At 58.0% G+C, this 22,260-nt stretch carries 21 protein-coding genes; 5 read left to right on the forward strand and 16 right to left on the reverse strand.

Features of this window, described 5'->3' with window-relative positions; genetic code table 11:
- Nucleotides 1-2: 2 nt before the first annotated feature.
- Together ACGS9J_RS25060 and udp are read right to left on the reverse strand one after the other, a co-directional pair.
- Nucleotides 3-785, reverse strand: coding sequence for a tyrosine-protein phosphatase (locus ACGS9J_RS25060; protein WP_442233326.1), 783 nt, complete (start codon nucleotides 783-785; stop codon nucleotides 3-5).
- 170 nt (nucleotides 786-955) lie between these two features.
- Nucleotides 956-1,717: a uridine phosphorylase gene (gene udp / locus ACGS9J_RS25065; protein ID WP_044554459.1), complete on the reverse strand. Its 762-nt coding sequence runs from the start codon at nucleotides 1,715-1,717 to the stop codon at nucleotides 956-958.
- A gap of 511 nt (nucleotides 1,718-2,228) precedes the next feature.
- Here udp and ACGS9J_RS25070 point away from each other — a divergent pair.
- Complete coding sequence (locus ACGS9J_RS25070) at nucleotides 2,229-3,065, forward strand: dienelactone hydrolase family protein (RefSeq protein ID WP_442233327.1); 837 nt, start codon at nucleotides 2,229-2,231, stop codon at nucleotides 3,063-3,065.
- A gap of 90 nt (nucleotides 3,066-3,155) precedes the next feature.
- Here the strand turns inward: ACGS9J_RS25070 and metE are convergent, their stop codons facing one another.
- Entirely contained in the window at nucleotides 3,156-5,447 is a 2,292-nt protein-coding gene (gene metE / locus ACGS9J_RS25075; RefSeq protein ID WP_442233328.1) for a 5-methyltetrahydropteroyltriglutamate--homocysteine S-methyltransferase, read from the reverse strand.
- 90 nt (nucleotides 5,448-5,537) lie between these two features.
- On the opposite strand from metE, the gene metR reads away from it, so the two are divergent.
- Nucleotides 5,538-6,488, forward strand: coding sequence for an HTH-type transcriptional regulator MetR (gene metR / locus ACGS9J_RS25080; RefSeq protein ID WP_442233329.1), 951 nt, complete (start codon nucleotides 5,538-5,540; stop codon nucleotides 6,486-6,488).
- 33 nt (nucleotides 6,489-6,521) lie between these two features.
- Here the strand turns inward: metR and ACGS9J_RS25085 are convergent, their stop codons facing one another.
- Nucleotides 6,522-7,385, reverse strand: a complete 864-nt coding sequence (locus ACGS9J_RS25085; protein ID WP_442233330.1) for a carboxylate/amino acid/amine transporter — start codon at nucleotides 7,383-7,385, stop codon at nucleotides 6,522-6,524.
- Between the two features lie 150 nt (nucleotides 7,386-7,535).
- Here ACGS9J_RS25085 and ACGS9J_RS25090 point away from each other — a divergent pair, with 150 nt between their 5' ends.
- On the forward strand, nucleotides 7,536-7,865 hold the full coding sequence (locus tag ACGS9J_RS25090; RefSeq protein ID WP_442233331.1) for a hypothetical protein: 330 nt from the start codon (nucleotides 7,536-7,538) through the stop codon (nucleotides 7,863-7,865).
- Here ACGS9J_RS25090 and ACGS9J_RS25095 read toward each other — a convergent pair.
- The 12 genes from ACGS9J_RS25095 to ACGS9J_RS25150 form a co-directional block, all read right to left on the reverse strand.
- A complete protein-coding gene (locus ACGS9J_RS25095; RefSeq protein ID WP_442233332.1) occupies nucleotides 7,846-8,802 on the reverse strand; it encodes an AEC family transporter in 957 nt (318 codons plus the stop codon). The two genes, ACGS9J_RS25090 and ACGS9J_RS25095, sit on opposite strands and share 20 nt — an antisense overlap.
- A gap of 106 nt (nucleotides 8,803-8,908) precedes the next feature.
- Entirely contained in the window at nucleotides 8,909-9,655 is a 747-nt protein-coding gene (gene ugpQ, locus ACGS9J_RS25100) for a glycerophosphodiester phosphodiesterase (protein WP_269935318.1), read from the reverse strand.
- Nucleotides 9,652-10,728: a sn-glycerol-3-phosphate import ATP-binding protein UgpC gene (locus ACGS9J_RS25105; RefSeq protein ID WP_442233333.1), complete on the reverse strand. Its 1,077-nt coding sequence runs from the start codon at nucleotides 10,726-10,728 to the stop codon at nucleotides 9,652-9,654. The genes ugpQ and ACGS9J_RS25105 overlap by 4 nt, the downstream gene beginning before the upstream one ends.
- A 16-nt stretch (nucleotides 10,729-10,744) precedes the next feature.
- Nucleotides 10,745-11,590, reverse strand: a complete 846-nt coding sequence (ugpE, locus tag ACGS9J_RS25110; RefSeq protein ID WP_442233334.1) for a sn-glycerol-3-phosphate ABC transporter permease UgpE — start codon at nucleotides 11,588-11,590, stop codon at nucleotides 10,745-10,747.
- A complete protein-coding gene (gene ugpA / locus ACGS9J_RS25115; protein WP_099065493.1) occupies nucleotides 11,587-12,474 on the reverse strand; it encodes a sn-glycerol-3-phosphate ABC transporter permease UgpA in 888 nt (295 codons plus the stop codon). The genes ugpE and ugpA overlap by 4 nt, the downstream gene beginning before the upstream one ends.
- 113 nt (nucleotides 12,475-12,587) lie before the next feature.
- Nucleotides 12,588-13,907, reverse strand: coding sequence for a sn-glycerol-3-phosphate ABC transporter substrate-binding protein UgpB (ugpB, locus tag ACGS9J_RS25120; protein WP_442233335.1), 1,320 nt, complete (start codon nucleotides 13,905-13,907; stop codon nucleotides 12,588-12,590).
- Nucleotides 13,908-14,097: 190 nt separating this feature from the next.
- Nucleotides 14,098-15,285, reverse strand: a complete 1,188-nt coding sequence (locus ACGS9J_RS25125) for an aminotransferase-like domain-containing protein (protein ID WP_442233336.1) — start codon at nucleotides 15,283-15,285, stop codon at nucleotides 14,098-14,100.
- Nucleotides 15,286-15,327: 42 nt separating this feature from the next.
- Nucleotides 15,328-16,029, reverse strand: coding sequence for a high-affinity branched-chain amino acid ABC transporter ATP-binding protein LivF (gene livF / locus ACGS9J_RS25130; RefSeq protein WP_442233337.1), 702 nt, complete (start codon nucleotides 16,027-16,029; stop codon nucleotides 15,328-15,330).
- 3 nt (nucleotides 16,030-16,032) lie between these two features.
- Entirely contained in the window at nucleotides 16,033-16,800 is a 768-nt protein-coding gene (gene livG / locus ACGS9J_RS25135; protein WP_442233338.1) for a high-affinity branched-chain amino acid ABC transporter ATP-binding protein LivG, read from the reverse strand.
- Nucleotides 16,797-18,080, reverse strand: coding sequence for a high-affinity branched-chain amino acid ABC transporter permease LivM (locus tag ACGS9J_RS25140; RefSeq protein WP_442233339.1), 1,284 nt, complete (start codon nucleotides 18,078-18,080; stop codon nucleotides 16,797-16,799). Before ACGS9J_RS25140 ends, livG begins: the two co-directional genes overlap by 4 nt.
- On the reverse strand, nucleotides 18,077-19,003 hold the full coding sequence (gene livH / locus ACGS9J_RS25145) for a high-affinity branched-chain amino acid ABC transporter permease LivH (RefSeq protein ID WP_442233340.1): 927 nt from the start codon (nucleotides 19,001-19,003) through the stop codon (nucleotides 18,077-18,079). The genes ACGS9J_RS25140 and livH overlap by 4 nt, the downstream gene beginning before the upstream one ends.
- 125 nt (nucleotides 19,004-19,128) lie before the next feature.
- Nucleotides 19,129-20,244: a branched-chain amino acid ABC transporter substrate-binding protein gene (locus ACGS9J_RS25150; protein ID WP_442233341.1), complete on the reverse strand. Its 1,116-nt coding sequence runs from the start codon at nucleotides 20,242-20,244 to the stop codon at nucleotides 19,129-19,131.
- Nucleotides 20,245-20,650: 406 nt separating this feature from the next.
- On the opposite strand from ACGS9J_RS25150, the gene panM reads away from it, so the two are divergent.
- Nucleotides 20,651-21,043 carry an aspartate 1-decarboxylase autocleavage activator PanM gene (gene panM, locus ACGS9J_RS25155; protein ID WP_442233342.1) on the forward strand — a complete coding sequence of 131 codons (393 nt, stop codon included), beginning with the start codon at nucleotides 20,651-20,653 and terminating at the stop codon, nucleotides 21,041-21,043.
- Nucleotides 21,040-22,257, forward strand: a complete 1,218-nt coding sequence (locus tag ACGS9J_RS25160) for a DUF3142 domain-containing protein (protein ID WP_442233343.1) — start codon at nucleotides 21,040-21,042, stop codon at nucleotides 22,255-22,257. Before panM ends, ACGS9J_RS25160 begins: the two co-directional genes overlap by 4 nt.
- Nucleotides 22,258-22,260 lie beyond the last annotated feature (3 nt).

Here is a 22,260-nt window from a genome sequence, read left to right on the forward strand (position 1 = left end):
GTTTACTCGAGGTAGAACGCCTGCAGTGCTGCTCGCTGGCTTTGGCCCAGCCCGTATTCCGCCTCCAGCCAACGATCGGTTGAACCGTATTGGTCGCGGATGCAGCTCAGAGCGGTCATCAGGAACTCTTCGCGGGCGCTGAGCACGTAGGCAAACTGCCCCAGTGCCGAGGCGTTCAAACGAATCGACAGCTGATCCAACATCTGTTCACGGAAGGTCGCCAGCGTGGTTTCGGTCAGCAGATAATCTTCGACCACCGTCGCCTCATCGGCACCCAGCGCAAATAATACCAACGCCGATCCTACCCCGGTACGGTCCTTACCGACCGCGCAGTGCTGGACGATGGCACCGTTATCGGCGTTGCTCAGCAACTGGGCCAACTGTTTGTACGCCGCATTGCCGAACGGCAGTCGGCGGTACAGCTCCAGCATAAACGCCTGTGCATCGAAACCGGCCAGCGTCTCGCTGGTCAATTTTTCCAGGTTAGCGTTAACCTCGTTGCTCAACGGGTTGGCAGGAACATGGTGATAATCCGCGCCCTGCCACAGAATATCGGGCTTGGCCTGCACTTCATCGGCGTCACGGTAATCCAGAACCGAACGCACCGGCACACCGGCCAGGAAGGTGCAGTCGTTTTCCGTCAGGCGCTCCAGCGACCCGGAACGGAACAACAATCCACGCTTGATGCGGCGGCCGTCGGCAACGCCGTTGCCACCAAGATCGCGAAAGTTAATGCCGCCATCAAGCGGTGCCAATGAAGGATGAAGCAGGATCTGGGCGGTCATAGACGTCCTCGTGGTTATTGTCTGATAAAAACGTAACCTGAAAGCATCGGTAAAACCGGGCTCAACGGGTAGCAGGCGGCCAGTAAGATGGCGCTGATGACGATAACCGTAACAGATTACGGTCGAATGGAAAAACGGGCCAGGTGGCGGCCCGTTGAATTGTGGAGAGATTACAGCAGGCGACGCGCCGCATCGACCACGATCTGCACCGCTTTGCTTTCGGTGTTTTTCATGGTTTCCGCGTTCGGGATTTCCTGCTGGGTGCGGTTAACGATCACACCGGCAACCATACCGGCACGCAGGCCCTGGCTGGCGCACATGGTCAACAGCGTGGCAGACTCCATTTCATAGTTCATTACGCCCATCGACTGCCATTCTTCCATCGAGCCTTTGAAACGGCTAACGACGCGGCCGGAGTAAGTATCGTAACGTTCCTGGCCCGGGTAGAAGGTATCGGAGGACGCGGTCACGCCGATGTGCGTGGTGGCGCCTGCTGCCTTGGCAGCCTCGACCAGTGCGGTAGTACAGGCGAAATCGGCTACGGCCGGGAATTCCATCGGCGCGAAGTGCAGGCTGGCGCCGTCCAGACGTACCGCCGCCGTGGTGACCAGAACGTCACCTACATTGATGTCTGACTGGATCGCGCCGGTAGTGCCGATACGCAGGAAGGTACGGATACCCAACTGCGCCAGCTCTTCAACGGCGATAGACGTCGACGGGCCACCGATGCCGGTGGAGCAGACGATCACGGCCTTGCCGTCCAGCTCTGCGCGCCAGGAAGTAAATTCACGATGGGAAGCCAGATGCACCGGATTTTCCATCAGCTTGGCAATTTTCTCTACGCGCTGCGGATCGCCAGGAACGATGGCAAGCTGGGCCCCTTGTAAATCGTTTTTAGTCAGGCCGAGATGGAAAACGTCAGATTGAGACATGCGAGACTCCTCATAGATCATGTTTATTGGGAGGAACAAAAAAGTACTCTACTGAAAATCGCCACTCAATTTCGTGACGACAATCACTACAGGCAAAGAAACAGAATGCAATCTACATAATTATTGTGACTAAAGTCACAAGATTTGACGAAAAGACCCTTATGACGGCCCCAATAGCCACCAGTCTAGCCGACAAATCGCACCGCCGTTTTCTCTGCCCTCGCGGTCAGTACGGATGATTTCATAATGAAAACCTTTACGCCGTGACAAAAAAATAACCTTACTTTATCGCGGACTTAGCCGTAATGAATGGGACTAACGCACCTTATGGTACTTATGCAGCTCAACTGGCGTAATAACCTGATAAAAAGGCAATAAAAACGCGCTAAAGCCGGATAATTAATCGTTTTTTACAGACTTGACTGAAAATGCTCCACTCGATGCCAATAACAGGTAATCTTTCCTATAGTTAATCTCAGCGCTTTTCTCTATTGATTGCACGGAGACCGCAATGAAAACCGATCATGTCATGACATTAAAACAGGCTCAGGGGGGATTCACCCCGGCCGTAACACCCTTGGCTGCCTCTACCCTCCACACCGACGAACAGGGCATTCATGCCGGGGAAACCACCATTCCCTCGCAGGGTGACAATCTGCCGGCCTATATCGCCAAACCTGCGGACCACAGCGGCCCCTTCCCGGTCGTCCTGGTGGTGCAGGAGATTTTTGGCGTTCATGAGCATATTCAGGATGTGTGCCGCCGCCTGGCGAAGCAGGGCTATCTGGCGATAGCGCCGGAGCTGTATTTCCGTCAAGGGGATGCCAGGGAGTACACCGACATCAGCGAACTGTTCCAGAAGCTGGTGAGCAAGGTGCCGGATCGTCAGGTACTGGCGGATCTGGACCATGCCGCCCATTGGGCGATGCGCCACGGCGGCGATGCCGGCAAGCTGGCGATTACCGGTTTCTGCTGGGGTGGGCGCATCAGTTGGCTGTATGCCGCGCACAATCCGCAGTTGAAAGCCGCGGTCGCCTGGTACGGTAAACTGGTGGGTGAAAAAACGCTGAATTCACCGAAACATCCGATTGATGTCGCCACGCAACTGACGGCTCCGGTGCTGGGGTTATACGGTGGACAGGACAGCAGTATCCCGCTGGAGACGGTGGAGAGCATGCGGCAGGCGATCCGCGCCGCCAACGCCAATGCCGAAATCGTGGTGTATCCCGAAGCCGGCCATGCCTTCAATGCCGACTACCGGCCCAGTTATGACGCCGAAGCGGCAGAAGACGGCTGGCAACGCATGCTGGCCTGGTTCGCGCAACAGGGTGTGCCCGGCGTTAAATAACCTCTCCCCCACGACTGCCTGAACGGGCAGTCGCTTGCGACATAAAAAAGGGCGCCGAAGCGCCCAGAATAATCAGACCCAAAAACGTTATCAGACCTGCTGCTCGCGCAGGCGCTGTGCCGCCAGTACCATGTTGGCCAGCGACTGGCGGGTTTCCGGCCAGCCACGGGTTTTCAGGCCGCAGTCCGGGTTCACCCACAGGCGCTCTGCCGGGATGTTCTGCGCAGCTTTACGCAACAGCGTCTCGATCCATTCCACGCTTGGCACGTTTGGCGAGTGAATGTCATACACGCCCGGCCCGATTTCGTTCGGGTATTCGAACGCTTTGAAGGCTTCCAACAGATCCATATCGGAACGTGAGGTTTCGATGGTGATCACATCCGCATCCAGTGCCGCAATGGAATCCATGATGTCGTTGAACTCGCAATAACACATGTGGGTGTGGATCTGCGTGTCATCTTGCGCAATAGCGGCATTCAATTTGAACGCGTCTACCGCCCAGTTCAGGTAAGCGGCCCAGTCGGATTGACGCAGCGGCAGACCTTCGCGCAGTGCAGGTTCGTCAATCTGAATGATGCCGATACCGGCTTTTTCCAGATCTTCCACCTCATCGCGCAGCGCCAGGGCGATCTGTTTGGCGATCACTTCACGGGTCACGTCCTCACGCGGGAACGACCAGCAGAGAATGGTCACCGGACCGGTCAACATGCCTTTTACCGGCTTGTCGGTCAGCGACTGGGCATATTTCGCCCACTCAACGGTGATGGCTTCCGGGCGGCTGATGTCACCGATGATCACCGGTGGTTTTACGCAGCGGGACCCGTAGCTCTGTACCCAACCGTTTTGGGTGAACACGAAGCCGTCGAGGTTCTCGCCGAAGTATTCCACCATGTCATTACGCTCGGCTTCGCCGTGCACCAGCACGTCCAGCCCCAAACGTTCTTGTTCAACGATCGCCTGTTTGATGTGTTCGCTAATGCTGGTGCGGTAGTTATTGCCGTCCAAACGCCCCTGTTTGAAGTCCAGGCGCAGGCCGCGAATTTCGGTGGTTTGCGGGAAGGAGCCGATGGTGGTGGTCGGCCAGGCCGGCAGGTTAAAACGCTCACGTTGTGCCCGGGCACGCTCGGCATAAGGGCGCTGACGTTCGCTGTCCTGCGCGGTGATCGCGGCCAGCCGTTGGCCTACCTGCGCATTGTGTACGCGGCCGGACTGGCGACGAGCACGGATTGGCGCGCTGTAGGCGTCCAGTTCGGCCTGTTTTTCTGCGCCCGGGGCATTAAGCGCCGCGCTCAACAGGGCCACTTCTGCGCATTTCTGCAGGGCGAAGGCGAACCAGCTTTTCACCTCTTCGTCCAGGCGAGTTTCCACGCTCAGATCAATAGGGCTGTGCAGCAGTGAACAAGAGGTGCCGATCCACAACGGACGGCTACCCACTAACGGCTGCAGGCGTTCGAACCAACTGCTCAGATCGGCACGCCAGACGTTGCGGCCGTTGATGACGCCCAGAGACAGCAGCCACTCTGTTGGCAGCGCCTTGTTCAATGCGTCGATATCGTCATGGCCGGCAACCAGGTCAACGTGCAGCCCTTGTACCGGTAGCTCGCGGATCGTATCGAGGTTGTGACCAACGCTGTCGAAGTAAGTGGTCAGCAGCAGTTTTACCTGGCCTTGCAGCGCGTCGTAGGCCGGTTTGAAAGCATCCAGCCATGCTTGCGGCAGTTCCAGCACCAGTGCAGGCTCGTCAATTTGTACCCACTCTACGCCGCGTTTTGCCAACTCAGTCAGCACCTGCTGGTAAACCGGCAGGATCTCTTTTAGCAGCGACAGACGGTCAAACGGCTCGCCTTTCACTTTGCCCAGCCACAGATAAGTTACCGGCCCCAGCAATACAGGCTTGATTTTGTGGCCCAGCGCCAGCGCTTCGTCCACTTCTTCCAGCAATTGGGTCCAACCCAGTTTGAACTGCTGACCCTGGTGGAACTCAGGCACCATATAGTGGTAGTTGGTGTTAAACCATTTGGTCATTTCTGCCGCTGCCGCCGGTTCGCCGGTCGGTGCACGGCCACGGCCGATGCGAAATAGCTGATCCAGATCGATTGAGCCGTCCGCATTCTGATGACGTGCCGGCACGTTGCCCAGCAGCAGGCTGGTGGTCAATACATGGTCGTACCAGGCGAAATCGCCGACCGGCACCAAATCCACCCCGGCCTGCTGCTGTTGTTGCCAATGGCGAGCGCGCAGCTCGCGGCCAACCGCCAACAGTTCTTCCTGCGTTGAGTTCCCTGCCCAGTAGCTTTCCTGAGCTTTTTTCAGTTCACGCCGTAGCCCAACGCGAGGAAAACCCAGTGTGTGATTTAGAATTGCCATCGTCATATTCCCCATTTAGCCGTCCAGATGTTTACACATCCATAATCCGCAGGTACTGTATTAACCACAAGCGCAATTTATTCACTGTCACTGTGAAGGACTCTCATGATCGAACTGAAACACTTACGCACGCTGCAGGCTCTGCGCAATACCGGCTCGCTGGCGGCCGCGGCGGCCCAACTCCATCAGACACAGTCTGCTCTGTCGCATCAGTTCAGCGATCTGGAACAGCGTCTGGGCTTCAAGCTGTTCGTTCGCAAAAGCCAACCGCTGCGCTTTACCGCGCAGGGAGAGATCCTGTTGCAGCTGGCGGAGCAGGTGCTGCCGCAAATCCAGCAGGCGTTGCAGACGTGCCACGAACCGCATCAGGCCACGCTGCGCATCGCCATTGAATGCCACAGCTGTATCCAATGGTTGACGCCGGCACTGGATAACTTCCGTCAGAGTTGGCCGCAGGTGGTGATGGATTTCAAATCCGGCGTCACCTTTGATCCGCAGCCTGCATTGCAGCAGGGTGAGCTGGATCTGGTGCTGACCTCCGACATTCTGCCGCGCAGCGGTCTGCACTATTCGCCGATGTTTGATTTCGAAGTGCGGCTGGTGCTGGCACCGGATCACCCGTTGGCCGGCAAACTGCATATCGAGCCTGAGGATTTGATCGACGAAACGCTGATGATTTACCCGGTACAGCGTCAGCGGTTGGATATCTGGCGTCATTTCCTGCAACCGGCAGGCATCAGCCCGGCGCTGAAAAACGTGGATAACACCCTGCTGCTGATCCAGATGGTGTCGGCGCGGATGGGGATTGCGGCGCTGCCGCATTGGGTGGTGGAAAGCTTTGAACGTCAGGGGTTAGTGGTCACCAAAACCCTGGGGGACGGCCTGTGGAGCCGCCTGTACGCGGCGGTGCGCGACGGTGAACAGCGCCAGGCGGTCACGGAAGCCTTTATCCGTTCGGCACGCCAGCACGCCTGCAACCATCTGCCCTTCGTGCGTGATGCAGACCGCCCAGGCGCCGGTGTTGCCAGCGTCAAACCGCTGGCTTCACAACCCTGACAATAAGGGCTGCCTGCGCTTGGGCGGCCCGGTTTATTTACTGATTATTTTGGGTGCCACCCAACGGCGATGTACCCACAGCGAAGCGACAATCACCGCCCCGCCGATAATGAAACTTGGCCAGTGCGGCTGTTGTTGCCAGATAGCCAGATTAACCAACAGCCCGGCAGGCACATGCATGTTATTCATGATGCCCAGCGTGCCGGCATCTACCTGCGTTGCACCGTAGTTCCACATGAAATAACCCAGCCCGGAAGCCACCACGCCCAGCCACACCAGAATGCCCCACTGCAAATTCGTGCTCGGCAGCTGTTGCGGGTTGCCCCACAGGCACCAGGCGACCACCGCCACCACCAACGCCCCCAGATAGAACCAGGAAAACGCGGTGTGTTGCGGCAACGGGTGCACTTCCATCAGGCGCTTGTAACCGACCATGCCGATGGCGAAGCTGATGTTCGCCGCCTGCACCAGCAACAGCCCCCACCAAAAATGCTCGCTCAGCTGATGGTAACGGATAATCGCGGCCCCCAGCACCGCCAGCAGCGCACTGAACACATAACCCCAGCGCAGGCGCTGGCCGCTGATCAGGTCATAAATCAGCGTGACATACAGCGGCGTCAGCACGGTAAACAGCAGGAATTCCGGCACCGTCAGGTACATGTAAGCGCGGAAGCTGAACAGGTACATGATGCCAAGCTGGCAGGCGCCCACCAGCATGTACAGCAGGATCACTTTCGGCTTGATGTTGCGCCAGCGCAGGAAAGGCAGGAACACCGCCGCCGCCAGGCCGATGCGCATCAGCACCGAGAACCAGCTGTCGACCTGTCCTGCCAGATATTCGCCAATCAGGCTGAAAGAAAATGCCCACAGGATGGTAGTAATCACCAGAAGCAGCACGATGGGTTCACCCTAAAGATTCAGAAAGGGCGATTGTAACGGAAGGCAAGCGGGGGTGTGGCGAAAAGGCGGTTTACATCTGCGCAAAATACAAACTGTCGGCAAATTTTCACCGCTGAGTTAGGCTTAATAAAAGACAAGGAGAACATCATGAAAAGTTATCATCTGCTCTATGGCCTGTTGCTGCTGTCCGGATTGGCCACGGCAGCCAATGGCGTCACCGAGCTCAGCTCGCAACAGCAGTTTCTCAACCAACGCACTCAACAGGCGCAACAACAGCGCATGCTGAATAATCAGCAGTTGGATCAGCGCCGTCTGCAGCAACAGCGGCAGTTCGATAACCATCAACAGCAACTGCAGCAAACGGCGCCGAATGGCGGGCAACTGCTGCCCAATGGCAACCAGCCGCGCAGCCCATTCAACCGCACGACACCTGCGGTTCCACAACCACCGCTGCCGGCTAGCCCCGTACGCCCATGATGGTCAGGATCAGCGGTGTAGTCACCGCTGCCAGCACGGTGGACATCACCAAACTGGTAGCGGCAGGGCCGGTCAGCACGTTGAACTGGCGTGACATCAGGTAGACATTGACCCCGACCGCCATCGAACCCAGCAACACCACCACCCGGGTTTCCATCGGCGGCAGGTCCATCAACCAGGCCAGCAGCCAGATGATCAGCGGCTGGACGATCAGTTTGAGAAAGCAGATGCCGCTGCTGAGGCGCCAGCCTTCGCTGATGCGATATTCCGCCAGCCCCATCCCCAGCACCACCAATGACAGCGGTGCGGCGACCTGGCCCAGCATACTGACCGGCTGGTCGACAAACGTCGGCAGCGGCAGGCCGGTCAGGCTGAACAAGGTGCCGGAAAGAATGCCGATAATCAGCGGGTTGGTCAGCACGCTGCGTGCCGTTTTGATAAAGCCCTGCAACGTCGGCGAACCATTGCGCGCCCATTCAATCGAGATGGTTACCAGCGTCCAGAGGATCAGGCCGTTAAACACCAGCACCAACGCCACCGACGGGATCGCCGCTTCGCCGAGCATCACACTGGCGATGGGCAGGCCCAGCATCACGTTATTGGAGAAAATCCCCCCCAACGCAAACACCGATCCCGCCACTCCATCCAGTTTAAACACCCGGCGCGCGGTGATCCGACCGATCACGAACACAATCAGGCAACTGCCGAAAAAGGCGATCAGCAGGCGGGCATCGACCGCCGGACGCTGCGAAAAGTCGCACATCATGCGGAACAACATGGCAGGGAGGGCCAGAGAGAAGACAAAACGCGTTAAACCGTCGGTAATAGAAGCCGGCCATTTACCCCAGCGGATCAGGCCATATCCCAGCACGATCAGCACAAACAGCGGCAAGGACAGCGCTATTTGGTGCCACAAAGAAACCATGAAAACAGACATCACATCCCTTCCGTTAGCGCGGCGGCAAAGGGCTGACGTCGCAATATTCAACAGGCGCCGACGGCTTTCTCACGGACGCAGCAACCTGCGTCCGTGGCAACGGGGGTTACTCGTTGGGAAAGTCCGGGCCGATCAAATCTATCCGGTCAGTACAAATACAGTCAACGCCCCAGTTCAACAACAGTCGCGCACGCGCCGGCTGGTTAACGGTATAAACCAAAATGCGCAATCCCGCCGCTTTTAGCGCCGACACCCGTTCGGCCGTCAATTCTTTATGGTTGATGTGCAACGACACGCAGCCCAACCGTTCGGTCAGCGCCTGCCAGTTGTCGTCCCATTGATCCAGCAGCAGGCCACGTGGGAGCTCCGGCACTGTGCGCTGTGCTGCCTCAAGCGCCTCAATCGAGAACGAGGAAAGCAACGGATCGGTCTGGCCCTGCCACAGCAGGCGCGCCGCCAGCGCCACGACCCGGCCGGTTTCATCGTCGCTGCCGGTGGTGGGTTTGATTTCAATGTTCGCCATCATGCCGTGCTGCAGGCAGCGCTCCGCCACCTCGGCCAGCAGCGGCAAGCGTTCGCCCTTGTAAGCGGAGTTATACCAGTTGCCGGCGTCCAGCTGCACCAGCTTGTCCCACGGCAGCTCACCCGCCACGCCCCAGCCGTTGCTGGTGCGATCCAGAGTATCGTCGTGCAGCAGGAAAATTTGCCCGTCCTGCGCCAGCTTGGCGTCGAACTCAATCATTTTATGACCGTGGCGCGCGCCAACGTCGATCGCCGCCAGGGTATTTTCCGGTGCCAAAGAACCGCCGCCGCGGTGGGCGACAATGTGGGGATAAGGCCAGGCTGTGGTCATGATTCCATCCGTAATCCGCTATCGGTATCAAAAAAGTGCAGTGCCTGTGCAGGCAGTTGCAAATATAGCGTGCTGCCCGCCGTCGGCATAGTTTCATGCGATAAACGCGCAATCACGCCGTGACCGCCCCACTGCCCGTGCGCCAGGTTATCCGCCCCCAACAACTCCAGCGTTTGCAGTGCCAGCGGCACGCCCCCTTGCTCCGAAGTAGTCAGTTGAATATGCTCCGGACGGATGCCGAGCGTCAACCGACGGCCGCCCCACTGCGCCTTGGGCTGCGGTAAATTCAACGTCACCCCCTCCGCCAGCTGCAGTTGGCTGCCGTCGGCGCTCAGGGTACCGGGCAACAGGTTCATCGCCGGCGAACCGATAAAGCTGGCGACGAACAGCGACGCCGGGCGCTGATACACCTCGCTCGGGGTGCCAATTTGTTCCGCCACGCCTTTGTTCATGACGATCACCCGTTGTGCCAACGTCATCGCCTCCACCTGGTCGTGTGTGACGTACAGGCTGGTGGTTTTCAACCGACGGTGCAGTTGCTGCAGTTCCAGACGCATCTGGACACGCAACTTGGCGTCCAGGTTGGACAAAGGTTCATCAAACAGGAACACCGCCGGTTCACGCACGATAGCGCGCCCCATCGCCACCCGTTGGCGTTGGCCGCCGGAAAGCTCACGCGGCTTGCGTTGCAACAGCGGCTCCAGTTCTAAAATACGCGCAGCTTCCTCCACCCGCTGTTGGATATGCTGCTTGCCGAAGCCGCGAATTTTCAGGCCGTAGGCCATGTTGTCGTATACGCTCATGTGCGGATACAGCGCGTAGTTCTGGAACACCATCGCGATTCCGCGATCTTTCGGCTCCATATCCGTTACGCGTTGGCTGTCGATATAAATATCGCCGCTGGTGGTACGTTCCAGCCCTGCCACCATGCGCAGCAGCGTCGATTTACCGCAGCCGGAAGGGCCGACCATCACGATAAACTCACCGTCTGCCACGTCGAGGTCAATCTGCTTGATCACCGGCGTTTTGCCATCGTAAGACTTGGTGACTGCCTGTAGTTTTAAACCTGCCATGTGAAAATTTCTCTCGTTACTTTTCGCTATCAACCAGGCCGCGTACAAACCAGCGCTGCATCAGAAGAACCACCGTCAACGGTGGAATTAAAGTCAGAATCATCGCCGCCATCACCTGATTCCACTGGGTCGGCGCGCCGGAGGTGGAGATCATGCTCTTGATACCCGCCACCGCCGTGCCCATCGAGGCATCGCTGGTGATCAGGATCGGCCACAGATACTGGTTCCAGCCGTAGATAAAGGTGATGACAAACAGCGCCGCCAGATTGGTCTTCGACAGCGGCAGCACGATATCCCAGAAAAAGCGCATCGGGCCGGCACCGTCAATCCGCGCCGCTTCCAGCAGTTCGTCCGGCAACGTCATAAAGAACTGGCGCAGCAGGAAGGTGGCGGTCGCCGACGCCATCAGCGGCAGCGTCAGGCCGGTGTAGCTGTCCAGCAGGTTGAGGTTGGAGATGACTTCCACCGTCGGGAAAATACGCACCTCTACCGGCAACATCAGGGTGAGGAATATCAGCCAGAAGAACAGGCTGCGCAGCGGGAAACGGAAATAAACGATGGCGTAGGCTGACAGCACCGACACCAGGATTTTGCCGAAGGTGATGGCCAGCGCCATGACCACGCTGTTCAACAGCAACAGCGAGAACGGCACCTTAAGGTTTCCCACACCGCCCTGCCAGATATTGCTGATGTTTTCCCACAGGTGACCGCCCGGGATCAGGGTCATCGGCACCTGGAACACCTGTTTGTCGTCCAGCGTGGCGGCGACAAAGGCCACATACAGCGGGAATAACACCACCAGCACGCCGATAATCAGCATTACGTGGCTGAAGATATCCAACCCGCGTCGGTTCTCAATCATTGGTAACGCACCTTACGTTCGACAAAACGGAACTGGATCACCGTCAGGCCAATCACCAGCAGCATCAGGATCACCGATTGCGCCGCAGAGCTGGACAGATCCAGGCCGGCAAAACCTTCGCGGTAAATCTTGTAGATCAGCGTGGTGGTGGACTGTACTGGCCCGCCGCCGGTCGCGGCATCGATCACCGGGAAGGTATCGAAGAAGGCGTACACCAGATTCACCACCAGCAGGAAGAAACTCACCGGCGTGATTAACGGCAGCACCAGGTTGAAGAAACGCCGCACCGGCCCGGCGCCGTCGATGGCTGCCGCTTCGACCAGAGAGCGTGGAATGGACTGCAATGCGGCCAGGAAAAACAGGAAGTTATAACTGATTTGCTGCCATACCGAAGCCAGCACCACCAGGAACATCGCCTGCCCGCTGTTTTGCGCGTGGTTCCAGTTGTAACCCAGCCCGCTGAGGAAGTGGGTAATCAGCCCCAGGCCGGGGTTGAACAGGAAGATCCACAATACCGCCGCCACCGCAGGCGCCACGGCGTAAGGCAGGATCATCAGCGTCTGGTAAATCCGGCTGCCGCGCAGCACGTAATCCACTAACGCGGCGAAGAACAGCGACACCACCAGCCCAATGCCTGCCACCAGGAAGCTGAAAATCAGCGTGGTGTAAAACGAGTCCAGGTAGTAGGGGTCCTGGAACAGCTGGGTAAAGTTATCCAGCCCGACAAACTGGCTGGACAGGCCGAACGGATCGAGGCTCTGCACCGAATACCACAGTGCCTCGCCGGCGGGCCACAGGAAGAAGATTGCGGTGATCAACAGTTGCGGCAGCACCAATACGTAGGGCAGCCAGCTACAGCCGAAACCGGGACGGGAAGATGACATAGGGGTTAACCGTTAATGTGGGGAGAGGGCTGACTGAGCCCCTCACCCCGGCCCGCTCCCAGGGGAGAGGGGGTGGATCGGTGTCGTTCGCCGGAACGGAGTCCCGGTTGACGCTACTTGGTCTGCGACTCGAAGCGACGCAGCAACACGTCACCACGCTGTACGGCGGCATCCAACGCCTGCTGTGGCGTTTTCTTACCGGTCCACACGCCTTCCAGTTCTTCATCCACGACAGTGCGAATCTGCGGCATATTGCCCAGGCGCAGGCCTTTGGTGAACGGCAACGGCGGCTTGTTCAGCATTTGGCGTGTCGCCACGTCCGCGCCCGGGTTCTTGTCATAGAAGCCCTGTTGCTTGGTCAGATCGTAAGCGGCAGTGGTGATCGGCAAATAACCGGTCTTCTGGTGCCATTCGGCGGCAATTTCCGGCTGAGCCAGATACTGCAGGAACTCGGCCACGCCCTTATAAGTGGCGGCATCTTTGCCGTTCATCACCCACAGGCTGGCACCGCCGATAATGGCGTTCTGCGGCGCATTTTTGGCATCGGCGTCATACGGCATCATGCCCACGCCATAGTTGAATTTGGCGTAATGCTTGATGTCCGCCAGCGAGCCGGATGACGCGGTAGTAATGGCGCAGTCACCGCTGTAAAACTTCTCGGTGGATTCGTCTTTACGGCCGAAATAGGTGAAGTCACCTTTTTTGTTCATCTCTTCCAGCAGTTGGATGTGCTTGACCTGCAACGGCTGGTTGAACTCCAGCTTGGCGCTCGCGCCACCAAAGCCGTTGTTCTCCGTGGCAAACGGCACACCGTGCCAGGCGCTGAAGTTCTCCAGTTGGATCCAGCCCTGCCAGCCGCTGGCATAGCCGCACTTCATACCGGCTGCACGCAGCTTGGCGGTGTCCGCCGCCAGTTCCTGCCAGGTTTTTGGCGGCTGGTCCGGGTTCAAACCGGCTTTTTTAAACGCATCTTTGTTGTAATACAGCACCGGGGTGGAGCTGTTGAACGGCTGCGACAGCAGGTGTCCGCTTTTATTGTCGGTGTAGTAACCGGACACCGTAGGCACGAATACCGATTCGTCAAAGCTGATGCCCGCGTCTTTAAACACTTCGTACACCGGCTTGATCGCTTGGCTGGCCATCATGGTGGCAGTGCCCACTTCATACACCTGCAGGATCGCCGGCGCTTTACCGGAGCGGTAGGCCGCGATGCCCGCCGCCAGGCTCTGTTCGTAGTTGCCTTTATAAACCGGAACGATTTTGACGTCGGTGTGCGACTGGTTAAAGCGATCCGCCAGGGAATCCACTTCTTTACCCAGTTCGCCCTCCATCGAATGCCAGAACGGGATCTCGGTCGCCGCCAGTGCCTGAGTGCTGACCGCCAGGGTCAACGCGACGCACAGCGTGGTTTTGCGAATAGCGTAGGTGAGCATGCCTAACTCCTGAAAAAAGCTGGTGTAATAAGCGCGTGAGCGAAAAGAATCAGTTTTTTGTTCGGAAGCTAACATGCCATGCTCGGATGACAGAAAAATAACCGTCAGATGACAGCCATATGACGGAAGAGTGAAGTGCAGATTGCGGTTTGATGTCGGCGACGAGGAAAGATCCCCGCCGCCGTGGGGATCACAGTGAACGGCGCAGGCGGGCAACCGCTTCCTGCATTTGCTGTTCAGTGGCGGTGGCGAACGACAGGCGGAAGGTCGAGCGATCCGGGTTGTCCGAGAAGAAGTATTCCCCCGGAACAAACACCACGCCCTGCTGCAGGGTGGTTTTCAGCCATTCGGTGGCGTTGAACGGCTGACGGAAACGCGCCCACAGGAACATACCGCCTTTCGGCATATCGAAGCTGATATGGTCACCCAGCTCTTTCTCCACCAGAGCGGCCAGGATCTCGCCCTTGTGCTTGTAAGCCGCGCGGATCTTTTCGATCTGCGCCGGCAGGCGATCCAGCCCCAGGTAACATTCTACGATGCTCTGTGACAACGCGCTGGCATGCAGATCCGCCGCCTGCTTGATGATCGCCACTTTATGCAGCAGGAACGGCGGCAAAATGGCCCAACCCAAACGCAGGCCGGGGGCCAGGATTTTGGAGAAGGTCGAGGTGTAGATAATGTTATCGGTATGGCCCAGCACCTGCTGCGAAATCTGGTGCAGCGTCGCGTTACGCTCTTCGGTAAAGCGCAGTTCGCCGTACGGATCATCCTCGATAATCAGGAAGTTGTGCTCGGCCGCCAACTTCACCAACAGCTCGCGACGCGGTGCGCTCAGGGTGATACCGCTTGGGTTGCCGAAGTTCGGCACCACGTACACGCCTTTGATGCGCTGCGTTTTCAACAGCTCGGCCAGTTCTTCAACCACCATGCCATCGCTGTCGGATGACACCGACATGATATTGGCTTCCGCCAGCTCCAGCGTCTGTAACGCTGCCAGATAGGTCGGACGCTCCACCACAAATACGTCGCCGGGGTTAACGATGGCGCGCATCACCAAATCCAGCGCCTGCTGAGATCCGGCGGTGACCATCACTTCTTCGGCGGTCGCCGTAACGCCGCGCTGGGCGCACAGCTCGCAGATGCGTTCACGCAGCACTGGGCTGCCTTCGGTCAGGCCATACTGAAAGGCGCTTTTCGGCTGATCGGTGATCGCCTGATGCGTGGCGATGCTCAGCCCTTCGAAATCAAACAGGGCATCAGAGGGGATGCCGCCCGCCAGCGAAATGACGTTTTCCATTTTACTGTGCTTGAGCAATTCACGAATTGCCGAGCTTTTTACTTTTACGATGCGCTGCGCGAGTAACCCTTCTGTGTTCATTTCTTATTCTCATTCCTGATTATTATTAGTTCCTGGGACAAATCATCCACCGAGATAAGCGGAGCGAACAGCTTCGTTTGCTAACAATGCGGCTCCCGTATCTTCCAACACCACGCGGCCGTTTTCCAGTACATAACCGCGATCTGCCAGTTTCAGCGCCTGATTGGCGTTTTGCTCCACCAGGAAGATGGTCATGCCCTCTTCGCGCAGTTGCTGGATGATGTCAAAAATCTGCTGAATGATGATCGGCGCCAACCCCAGAGAAGGCTCGTCGAGCAACAACAGCTTCGGCTGGCTCATCAGCGCACGACCGATCGCCAACATCTGTTGCTCACCGCCGGACATGGTACCGGATCGCTGGGCACGGCGTTCGAGCAGGCGCGGGAACAGGCCGAACACCCTTTCAATGCGCTGTTGATACTGCTGGCGATCGGCAAAGAAACCGCCCATCGCCAGGTTTTCTTCCACCGTCATGCGCGCGAATACCCGCCGCCCTTCCGGCACGATCGCCACCGCCTCGCGCATAATGCGCGAAGTCTGCCACTGGGTAATGTCCTGATCGAGAAAGGTGATGCTGCCTTCGCTGGCGCGGGGTTCACCGCACAGCGTGCCGAGCAGCGTGGTTTTACCGGCGCCGTTAGCGCCGATCAGAGTGACAATCTCGCCCTGCTTGATGTTCAGGCTAACCTGATGCAGCGCCTGGATTTTGCCGTAATGGGCGGATACCTGATTAAATGACAACATAAATTATTCGCCCAGATAGGCCCGGATCACGTCCGGGTTGTTACGGATTTCTGCCGGGGTGCCCTGCGCCAGCGGCGTGCCCTGGTTCACCACGTAGATGCGATCGGAGATGCCCATCACCAGTTTCATGTCGTGCTCAATCAGCAACACCGACACTTTATGCTGATTGCGCAGCTCGACGATCAGTTGATCCAGCTCGTCGGTTTCCTTCGGGTTCAGGCCCGCCGCCGGCTCGTCCAGCATCAACAACTCCGGCCGGGTGACCATGCAGCGCGCAATCTCCAGCCGCCGCTGTTGGCCATAAGCCAGATTGCCCGCCGAACGGTTAGCCATTTCCAGCAGGCCAACCCGTTGCAGCCATACCGAGGCGCGTTCCAAGGCATCGGCTTCGGCACGGCGGAAGGCAGGCGTTTTCAACAGCCCGGCGAAGACACCGCTTTTCAGATGCTGGTGTTGCGCGACCAACAGGTTCTCGATCACCGTCATTTCACGAAATAACCGCACGTGCTGGAAAGTGCGCACCACGCCCATACGAGCGATGGTCTGGCCGGGCAGGCCTTCCAAATGGCGCTCGCGCAGTTTGATGGTGCCGCCGGTTGGGCGGTAAAAGCCGGTCAGGCAGTTAAATACCGTGGTTTTGCCCGCGCCGTTCGGGCCGATCAGCGAAACAATCTCGCCCTCGTTGAGTTCCAGCGCCACGTTATTGACCGCCAGCAGGCCGCCAAAACGCATCGACAGCCCTTCTACCTTCAGCAGAGGTTGCATGCTCATGCTTGTTCCCCCTTGCCTGCTTGCATATCCGCCGCCTTCAGTTTCAGCTGTGGCCGCTTCATCGGCAGCAGCCCTTGCGGCCGCCAAATCATCATCAATACCATCAGGGCACCCAGCAACAGCATGCTGTATTCGTTCAGGTCACGCATCAATTCGCGCGACACCACCAGCAGGATCGCCGCCAGGATCACGGCGAACTGCGACCCCATACCGCCCAGGACCACGATCGCCAACACGAAGGCCGATTCCACAAAGGTAAAGGATTCCGGGCTGACGAAGCCCTGACGCGCGGCGAACAGCGTGCCGGCAAAACCGGCGAAGACGGCGCTGATGGTAAAGGCAGTCAGTTTGATTCTGGTCGGGTTGAGCCCCAGCGAACGGCAGGCGATTTCATCTTCGCGCAGCGCTTCCCAGGCGCGGCCCAGCGGCATGCGCAGCAGGCGATTAATCACAAACAGCGTCAATACCACCAGCAGCAACGCCACCAGGTACAGAAAGACGATGCGATCGCTCGGATCGTATTTCAGGCCAAAGAAGTTATGGAAGGTGTCCCAACCGCCGTCGCGCACGCTGCGGTTGAACTCCAGACCGAAGAAGGTCGGTTTCGGGATCTGGCTGATGCCGTTCGGGCCGCCGGTGATTTCGGTGTTGTTCAACAACAGGATACGCACGATTTCACCGAAGCCCAACGTCACAATCGCCAGGTAGTCGCCGCGCAGACGCAGCACCGGGAAGCCGAGCAGGAAACCAAAGACGGCGGTGACCATGCCCGCCAGCGGCAGGCTTTCCCAAAAACCGAGGCCGTAATAGTGGTTCAGCAAGGCGTAGGTATAGGCGCCAATGGCATAGAAACCACCGTAGCCCAGCACCAGCAGACCGGACAGCCCGACCACCACGTTAAGGCCCAAGCCCAACATCACGTAGATCAGCGTCAGCGTGGCGATATCTACCGTGCCGCGCGATACCAAAAACGGCCAGGCAACCGCAGCGACAATGATGGCCGCTGCCAGCAGTTTCTGGCGCGCAGTGGTGCCATCAAAGCTCGGCAATACCCAGGTCGGGCCGGAGATCTTTTTCAGCCCTTGCTGCATCAATGGGCGCAGCAACTGGAAGAAAAACACGATGACGCAGCCAATGCCGATCCACATCCAGCGCACTTCCGCCGCGCCGTGCACCACCAGTTTGGTACCGTCCAGGCTCAGTTGCATGCCCATCAGGAATGAAGCCATCACAAACAGCACCAGGGTGGCGATCAGCGCGTTGAGCAGATTGAGTTTCATACCTTCTCAACCTCCGGACGCCCAAGGATGCCGGTTGGCATGATCAGCAACACCACGATCAGCAACGCGAACGACACCACATCTTTATATTCGGTACTCAGGTAAGCCGACGTCAGCGCTTCCGCCACGCCCAGCACCAGGCCGCCAATCATCGCGCCGGGGATGCTGCCGATGCCGCCCAGCACCGCCGCAGTGAAGGCTTTCATACCGGCCATAAAACCGATGTATGGGTTGATCACCCCGTAGAACTGCCCGAGCAGTACGCCGGCGACCGCCGCCATGACGGCGCCGATCACGAAGGTCAGTGAGATCACCCGGTCGGTATTGATGCCCAGCAGGCCGGCCATCTTCAAATCCTCCGCGCAGGCGCGGCAGGCGCGGCCCATGCGTGAATAGCGAATAAACATCGTCAGCGCCAGCATCGCCAGGAAGGTGACTCCCCAGATAATCAGCTGCATGGTGCTGATGGTGGCGGCGAAACCGTTGCTTTCACCCAGCACCCACTGGCCGGTGACCAGGCTGGGCAACGCCAGATCGCGCGAACCCTGCGTCAGGCTGACGTAGTTTTGCAGGAATATCGACATCCCGATGGCGGAGATCAGCGCGATCAGTCGTTTGGAATTGCGCACCGGCTTGTAGGCCACCCGCTCGATGCTCCAGCCGTAGGCGCTGGCAATCACGATCGACACCAGGAAGGCCGCACCAATCAGCAGCCAACCGACGTCGATGCCGATCATCATCAGGGCGGCGATAACAATAAAGGAGACATAGCTGCCGATCATATACACCTCGCCGTGGGCGAAGTTGATCATGCCGATGATGCCGTAGACCATGGTGTAACCGATGGCGATCAATGCATAGGTGCTGCCCAACGTGACGCCGTTGAACATCTGCTGCAGAAAATAGAGAACCTGCTCTGACATACTCTGACCCTTGGCTGCGCTTTTATAGCAAACCTGAACGCGGTGAGAAATTCAGGTAAAGGGGTGCGGGCCGGCAAGCCAGCCTGCGGGCGCAGCTAGCTGCGCCTTACCCTAATTATTATGGCTTATTTAATCGGCGTTGAAGTGCCGTCGGCATGCCATTGGAACACGCCGAACTCGAAGCCTTTCAGATCGCCTTTGTCATCCCAGCTCAACGGCCCCATCACGGTGTCCACCGGCTTGCCGGTTTTCAGATCCTTGACGATGTCTTCCGGCTCCTGGCTGCCGCTGCGCTCCATCCCGGTGGTCAGAGATTGCAGCGCCGCATAGGTGGTCCAGACAAACGGCCCGGTCGGATCCAGCTTTTTGGCTTTCAGTGCATCGACGACAGGTTTGTTGGCAGGCACCTGATCGTAACGCTTAGGCAAGGTCACCAGCATGCCTTCAGAGGCGGCACCGGCGATGTTGGACAGTGAGGAGTTGCCCACGCCTTCCGGCCCCATAAAGCGGGTGGTCAGGCCGGCCTGTTTGGCCTGGCGCAGGATCTGGCCCATTTCCGGGTAGTAGCCACCGAAGTAAACGAAGTCGACGTTTTCTTTCTTCAGGCGCGCCACCAGGGTAGAGAAATCTTTATCGCCGGCGGTGATACCTTCAAACATCACCACATCGGTCCCCTGCTTTTTCAGGCTGTCGCGCACCGAGCGTGCCAGACCTTCGCCGTACTGCTGCTTGTCGTGGATCACGGCAATGCGCTTGGGTTTGATCTCGCTGAGGATGTATTTCGCCGCCGTCGGACCCTGATCGGAATCCAGGCCGGTGGTACGCATGATCATTTTGTAACCACGGGTGGTTAGATCGGCGTTAGTGGCCGCCGGCGTAATCATGATCACGCCTTCATCTTCATAGATGTCGGAAGCCGGCTGCGTCGAAGACGAGCACAGGTGGCCGATCACATAGCGGATCCCGTCGTTGATCACTTTGTTGGCCACGGCTACCGCCTGTTTCGGATCGCAGGCATCGTCGTATTCCACACCGACCAGTTTGTCACCCTTGATGCCGCCCTTGGCATTGATATCGGCAATCGCCTGACGCGCGCCGGTGAACTCCATATCGCCATACTGCGCGACCGGGCCGGACATTGCCCCGACGATCGCCACCTTGATGTCTTTCGCCATTGCCGTATGCCCGATAGCCATGGCGATACAGCCCGCCAACAGCGCCTTACCTTTTGTTAATTTCATCCGCAAATCCCCATCTGTCGTTGTGAACGTACCTGTTGTGTTTGCCTGCACCTGACCCTTATTTACTGCTTTTATTCATAAGTAATAATGATTTAGGTGTTTATGCGGCAATATTTTCTAATAAGACTTTATTTTTCATGCCATTAAACAGGAATTTTCTGCTGCAAATCAACTTGCACAATCAGAAACAAGCGGTGTAAACAGCATAAAATCCGGATTGAATCTGCGCTGTTTTGCATCAGGTACAGCGCGTTATGCTGGTTCCCGATCGCTTTACTACCTATTTACTCGGAAAATGCGTCCTGCAAAAAACATTTCGCGCAGTAATCGTACAGAAAAACTTACACAACGCTCTGTGCAAGATCTATTACACTGTCGGCATTGATTAGCCGTTCGGAAATCCTGCATGAAACTGACTATTGAGCGATTAACCACGCTGTCCCCACAAGACCTGATCGACCTTGGCAAAATCTGGCCGCATCAGCAGCCGGAACAGTGGCAGAGCGGGTTGAGCGGCGATAAAGCGCTGTTTGCCGCCCGCTTCAATGAACGGCTGCTGGGTGCGGTAAAAATCGAGCTGGACGGTGAGCGTGCTCAACTGCAGGATTTGCTGGTGCGTGAAGTGACGCGCCGCCGCGGTGTCGGGCTGTATCTGGTGCAGGACGCGCAACGCCAGTTGCCGCAGATAACGCACTGGCAGCTTTCAACCGCAGGTCTGACGCCACGCGAGCGCGGTGAGGTGGATAACTTTATGCGCGCCTGCGGTTTCACTCAGCAAGGCGAACTCTGGCAGCAATGAAACGTGGACTCGTCGCACTATTGCTGCTGGCGCTGGCGTTCATCAGCTGGTTCGGCGGCCGCCAGCAGGCGCTGCGGATACAGCCGACCTGGGATAATCAGGCCTACGTCTGGCAACGCGTTTGGACGCCGCAGCATGTTGCCGCGCTGGCGCAAAGCCGCGACCTGTTCCCTACGCTGCGGGTGCTGGGTTTACAAGTGCACCCGCGTGAGGGCTGGCGGGAAATCCCGGTCAATCTCCCCTTACTGAAACAAGATGGCCGCCCGTTGTGGCTGGTGGCTCGTCTGGACGGACAGCTGGCGCAGCTGGATGAATCGGCAATTCGCCAGCGGCTGCTCAAACAGGTGCAACGCTGGCAGGCCGCCGGGCTGCAGGTCATCGGCGTTGAAATAGACCATGACGCCGCTACCGCCCGCCTGCCCGCCTATCGGCATTTCCTGCAGCAGCTGCGTCAACAGTTGCCTTCTTCACTGCAACTGGGCATTACCGCATTGCCGGCCTGGATCGGCTCCGCGGCGCTGCCTGGCGTTTTACAGCAGGCCGACAGCTCGGTACTGCAGGTGCATGCCGTGCTGTCGCCTGAGCAAGGGTTATTTGCCGCCCCGCTGGCGCTGCGTTGGATAAAACAGTACGCACAAATCACACCAAAACCTTTCCGGGTAGCACTGCCTGCCTATGGCATGGGTTTGGTCGGGTTCGATGCGCAGGGCGCACAGGTTGAAAGCGAAGCCTCTTTGCGCGTGGCGGATACCTCGCGCGAACTGACGGTGGCGCCGCAACAGGTGGCCGATTTTCTGCAGCAACTGAACATGCAGACCTTGCCCCACCTGCGAGGCCTGATCTGGTTCCGACTGCCGTTGGCAGACGATCGTCGTGCCTGGTCACTGGCTACGCTGCGCGCGGTGATAGAAAAGCAGCCGCTCAGCGTTGACTGGCAGGTAAAATTTAGCCCTCAGACACAGCAAAATGGGCCCAATGATCTGATAATTCAAAATAACGGGCCGGTGGATGCACCGCTACCGCGTGAAATCATCATCATCGCCGGCAAATGCCTGGCGGCGGACGCGGCGGGCAACTACCGGCTGGAAAGCGAGCCTCAACGGCAACGCTTTGTGCTGATCCGCAGTGACCAGTTGCGCGCCGGGCAATCCCGGCCGCTGGGCTGGCTGCGCTGCCAACAACTGACGCCAGGAGGCACCCTTGTCACACCATAATGC

The organism is Serratia quinivorans, from assembly GCF_052113645.1.
Taxonomy (GTDB): Bacteria; Pseudomonadota; Gammaproteobacteria; order Enterobacterales; family Enterobacteriaceae; genus Serratia; species Serratia quinivorans_B.